Source organism: Rhodopseudomonas sp. BR0C11 (assembly GCF_010820945.1).
In the GTDB taxonomy this organism is placed as follows: domain Bacteria; phylum Pseudomonadota; class Alphaproteobacteria; order Rhizobiales; family Xanthobacteraceae; genus Rhodopseudomonas; species Rhodopseudomonas palustris_H.
In genome coordinates this window covers 1-4,239 of the sequence record NZ_QTKI01000407.1, presented here as the reverse complement: position 1 = coordinate 4,239, position 4,239 = coordinate 1, and the positions used below count along the sequence as shown (strand labels likewise).

At 64.5% G+C, this 4,239-nt stretch carries 5 protein-coding genes and 1 pseudogene; 5 read left to right on the top strand and 1 reads right to left on the bottom strand.

Annotation, left to right across the window (positions count from 1 at the left end; genetic code table 11):
• From DYI24_RS22245 to DYI24_RS22230, 4 genes and pseudogenes are all read left to right on the top strand, one after another.
• Positions 1-470: pseudogene (locus DYI24_RS22245) on the top strand (AAA family ATPase); the annotation flags it as partial.
• The gene (locus DYI24_RS22240; protein ID WP_164573879.1) at positions 470-754 is read left to right on the top strand and encodes a type II toxin-antitoxin system HicB family antitoxin; all 285 of its coding nucleotides are present in this window, start codon (positions 470-472) and stop codon (positions 752-754) included. The pseudogene DYI24_RS22245 and the gene DYI24_RS22240, both read left to right, overlap by 1 nt.
• A gap of 299 nt (positions 755-1,053) precedes the next feature.
• Positions 1,054-1,974, top strand: coding sequence for an ABC transporter ATP-binding protein (locus DYI24_RS22235; RefSeq protein WP_164573878.1), 921 nt, complete (start codon positions 1,054-1,056; stop codon positions 1,972-1,974).
• 2 nt (positions 1,975-1,976) lie between these two features.
• Positions 1,977-2,738, top strand: coding sequence for an ABC transporter permease (locus DYI24_RS22230; protein ID WP_164573877.1), 762 nt, complete (start codon positions 1,977-1,979; stop codon positions 2,736-2,738).
• 82 nt (positions 2,739-2,820) lie between these two features.
• Here DYI24_RS22230 and DYI24_RS22225 read toward each other — a convergent pair whose 3' ends face one another.
• On the bottom strand, positions 2,821-3,168 hold the full coding sequence (locus DYI24_RS22225; protein ID WP_164573876.1) for a hypothetical protein: 348 nt from the start codon (positions 3,166-3,168) through the stop codon (positions 2,821-2,823).
• A gap of 268 nt (positions 3,169-3,436) precedes the next feature.
• Here DYI24_RS22225 and DYI24_RS22220 point away from each other — a divergent pair, with 268 nt between their 5' ends.
• The gene (locus tag DYI24_RS22220) at positions 3,437-4,207 is read left to right on the top strand and encodes a L,D-transpeptidase (protein ID WP_164573875.1); all 771 of its coding nucleotides are present in this window, start codon (positions 3,437-3,439) and stop codon (positions 4,205-4,207) included.
• Positions 4,208-4,239: the final 32 nt, after the last annotated feature.

The following is a 4,239-nucleotide window of genomic DNA, read 5'->3' as shown; positions in this document are numbered from 1 at the left end:
CCTGGAACACCACGATCCCGTCGCGCTTCCTCGACGAACTGCCGGCCGCCAATGTCGAGATCACCGAGTCGAAAGGCGGCTCCGGCTGGGGCGGCATGAGCGGCTACGGCCCGTCGCGGTTCGACAACGTCGAGTCGTTCGGCTCGAGCTACTCGACGCCGGGCTGGCAGCGCGCCCAGGCGCAGCGCGGTCGCAGCGGTGGCGGCAGTAACGGTGGCCGCAGCGGCGGCTTCAGCGAAAGCGGCTCGTCCTACTCGTCCGGCACCACCCGCCGCGCCCCCTTCACTATCGAGGGCGAGCTGGTCGCCAAATCCACCGGCACCGAGTCGGCGTTCTCGCTGAAGGATCGCGTCTTCCACCAGAAGTTCGGCTACGGCCACGTCACCAAGATCGACGGCAACAAACTCACCATCGTGTTCGACAAGGCCGGCGAGAAGAAGGTGGTCGACAGTTTCGTGGAGCGGGTGTGATGGCGCACTACGTCGCCTTGATCCATCAGGACGCCGACGGCAGCTACAGCGTGTCGTTTCCCGACATTCCAGGCGTCGTCACCGCCGGCGAGACGATCGAAGAAGCCGAAGAAGAAGCCGCCGAGCTTCTCGCCTATGCGATTGAGGATTCAGATGGTGCGATCGCGCTGAAACCGCCGCGGTCGATCGACGAACTGAACAAAGACCCCGCCTTCGTCGCAGCCAGCAAGGGCGCGATCGTGGCGATGATCGAGTTTGACGCCGACGCAGACGCGGCGGAGTAAACCCCCGCCTCTCTCCGTCATTGCGAGCGAAGCGAAGCAATCCAGAAACTCAGTGCACAGGGTCTCTGGATTGCTTCGTCGGCTTCGCCTCCTCTCAATGACGCGGTGAGGTTTCGGTGCCAGGAAGCCAAGACGCGATGAGGTAGCGAGGGTCGGTGCCACCAAGCCGCGACACGAAATTTTCCCCTCCCCGGCCTGTTCGTCCTGTCGGTTGCACCAATCCTCAGCCGTCCTTATGTAAGCCGCCCGCACGTCACGGCTGCGGTCCGCCTGTCCCCGCCGAAGTTTCGCGAGCCCGCATGGCCCCGATCATTTCCGTCAAAAATCTGAGCAAGACCTACGGCACCGGGCGCAAGGCGCTGAACGGGGTCAGCCTCGACATCATGGGCGGCGAGATTTTCGCGCTGCTCGGGCCGAACGGCGCCGGCAAGACCACGTTGATCGGCACGATCTGCGGGCTGGTCAATCCGACCGGCGGCAGCGTGACGGTCGACGGCCACGACATCATCACCGACTATCGGGCGGCGCGCGAGCTGATCGGGCTGGTGCCGCAGGAACTGCACACCGACGCATTCGAGTCGGTGTGGGACACGGTGAGCTTCTCCCGCGGGCTGTTCGGCAAGCCGAAGAACCCGGCACATATCGAGAAAGTGCTGCGCGACCTGTCGCTATGGGACCGCAAGGACAGCAAGATCATCACGCTGTCGGGCGGCATGAAGCGCCGGGTGATGATCGCGAAAGCGCTCAGCCACGAGCCGCAGATCCTGTTTCTCGACGAGCCCACTGCGGGCGTCGACGTCGAACTGCGCAAGGGAATGTGGGAGGTGGTGCGCGCGCTGAAGGCGACCGGCGTCACCATCATCCTGACCACGCACTACATCGAGGAAGCCGAGGAGATGGCCGACCGCGTCGGCGTCATCAACCACGGCGAGCTGATCCTGGTCGACGAGAAATCGGCGCTGATGCAGAAGCTCGGCAAGAAACAGCTCAAGCTGCATCTCGACGCCCCGATCGACACGGTGCCGCCGCAGCTCGCCGCCTATGGCCTGACGCTGTCGGACGATCGCAACAAGCTGATCTACACCTACGACACCCGCGCCGAACACACCGGCATCACCGCGCTGCTCGGCGACGTCCGCGCCGCCGGCATCCGCTTCCACGATCTCGACACCAGCCAGAGCTCGCTGGAAGAGATCTTCGTCAGCCTGGTGAGGACGTGAGCATGAACCTGCGGGCGATCCGCGCGATCTATCTGTTCGAAATGGCGCGGACTTGGCGGACGCTGATGCAGAGCATCGTATCGCCGGTGCTGTCGACCTCGTTGTATTTCATCGTGTTCGGCGCCGCGATCGGCTCGCGGATCGACCAGGTCGAAGGCGTCAATTACGGCAGCTTCATCGTGCCCGGCCTGATCATGCTCAGCGTGCTGACGCAGAGCGTCGCCAACGCCTCTTTCGGCATCTATTTCCCGAAATTCACCGGCACCATCTACGAGATCCTATCGGCACCGGTGTCGTTTCTGGAGATCGCGGTTGGCTATGTCGGCGCCGCGGCCAGCAAGTCGATCATCCTCGGCCTGATCATCCTGGCCACCGCCGGCCTGTTCGTGCCGCTGCACATCGCCCATCCGGTATGGATGTTCGCATTCCTGGTGTTGACCTCGGTGGCGTTCAGCCTGCTCGGCTTCATCATCGGCATCTGGGCCGACGGCTTCGAGAAACTGCAGGTGGTGCCACTCTTGATCATTACGCCGCTCACCTTCCTGGGCGGCAGCTTCTATTCGATCTCGATGCTGCCGCCGGTCTGGCAGACCATCGCGCTGTTCAACCCGGTAGTTTATCTGGTCTCCGGCTTCCGTTGGAGCTTCTACGAGATCGCCGACGTCAACGTCACCGTCAGCCTTGCCGCCACTTTCGGCTTCCTGCTCGCCTGCCTCGCGGTGGTGTGGTGGATCTTCAAGACCGGCTATCGCCTGAAGGCCTGAGCGCGGCAGCTTCGCGAGACACGTCGCAAACAAAAAGGCGCGACCCGATGGCCGCGCCTTGATTGTTTATGAGGCGCTCGTCTTAGCGGCGATAGCAACGGAAGTTGCCGCTCCGGGTGTAATAGCCCTTGCAGCGATGGCCGCGGTGATAGCGGTAGCGCGGGCCGTGGTTCGGCAGGCCGAGCACGCCGTTCACCGCACCCACCGCGCCGCCGACGCCAGCACCAATCGCGCCGCCCACAGCGCCGCCGATCGGTCCGGCCGCGCGATTGCCTTCACGGGCGCCCTGCTCCGCGCCGCGCACGATGCCCTGCGAATGACCCGCGGTCGGAATCGCCAGCACCGCGAGCGCCAGGGCGGCTGCTGCGAACAGTGCTTTAAACGGGGTGCGCTCGGCGCGAACGGCGAACGCCTTGGCAGTGGTCTTCATCGATGTCCCTCCGGATTGAAACGCCCGACAGAACGCCAGGCGCGGACTCTGCAGCACATTAACACGCCCGCGCGCCTCGGGTTCCCGTTTCGCCGAGATTCCGCCGTGGTGGTGTCTTGATGCTGCCGCTGGAGTCGCCGAAGCCATCTTAACGATGCCGAAGGTTTTGCCGCTGCGGCACAGCGGCGACTGGAAACTGTCGCAGCCGCTATGCATATTACCATCGGGCGGGCAAGGAAGTGAAAGGATCGGGCCAGGAGGCCGCACAATGCGTTCGTATCTCGTATCTCTGACCGGCCTGATCCTGCTGGCGGTCTCGAGCACCGCTCAGGCGAAAGTCGCCATCACCGTCGACAAGGACAATCAGCAGCTCACCGTCGCGGTCGACGGGGTCGAGCGGTACCGCTGGCCGGTATCGACCGGCAATCCGTCGCACGAAACGCCCAACGGCAAATTCCAGACCTTCCGGATGGAAGCCGACCATTATTCGAAGGAGTTCGACGATGCGCCGATGCCGCATTCGATCTTCTTCACCAAGCAGGGGCACGCCATCCACGGCACCGACGCGGCCGGCAAGCTCGGCGTGCCGGTGTCGCACGGCTGCGTCCGGCTATCCCGCGACAACGCCGCGACGCTGTACGCGCTGGTCGAGAAGGAAGGCGTGCTCAACACCACGGTGACGCTGACCGGCTCGTCGCAGGTCGCGCTGGCGCGGCTGAAGAGCAAGGGCGGCAATGCCATCGCCCGTGCCGAACCGCTGCCATCTCCGACCTATGATGCCAACGGCCAGCCGATCGACCTGGTGCCGAGCCGGCCGCGCGCGGTGCGCCCGCAGGTCACCGATGACGGCTACATCTATCCGGCCGACGGCAGCTACGCTGACCGCCGCTACCCGGCCCCTCCCGGCTATCGCCGCGTCGCGCCGCCGCAATACGGCTACGTCGAGAACGACTCCTACGCCCAGGACTACGCGCCGCGACGCTATTATCAGCCGCGCGGCTATTATGACGGCGGCTATGGCGGCTACTCGGCGTACTGAGCCGAGCCAAGACTGATCCGATCGACACGCGC

What these genes read in the sequence shown, in the direction of transcription:
- DYI24_RS22240 (WP_164573879.1), top strand. Translation starts at nt 470, where the DNA reads ATGGCGCACTACGTCGCCTTGATCCATCAGGACGCCGACGGCAGCTAC.
- DYI24_RS22235 (WP_164573878.1), top strand. Translation starts at nt 1,054, where the DNA reads ATGGCCCCGATCATTTCCGTCAAAAATCTGAGCAAGACCTACGGCACC.
- DYI24_RS22230 (WP_164573877.1), top strand. Translation starts at nt 1,977, where the DNA reads ATGAACCTGCGGGCGATCCGCGCGATCTATCTGTTCGAAATGGCGCGG.
- DYI24_RS22225 (WP_164573876.1), bottom strand. Translation starts at nt 3,168, where the DNA reads ATGAAGACCACTGCCAAGGCGTTCGCCGTTCGCGCCGAGCGCACCCCG.
- DYI24_RS22220 (WP_164573875.1), top strand. Translation starts at nt 3,437, where the DNA reads ATGCGTTCGTATCTCGTATCTCTGACCGGCCTGATCCTGCTGGCGGTC.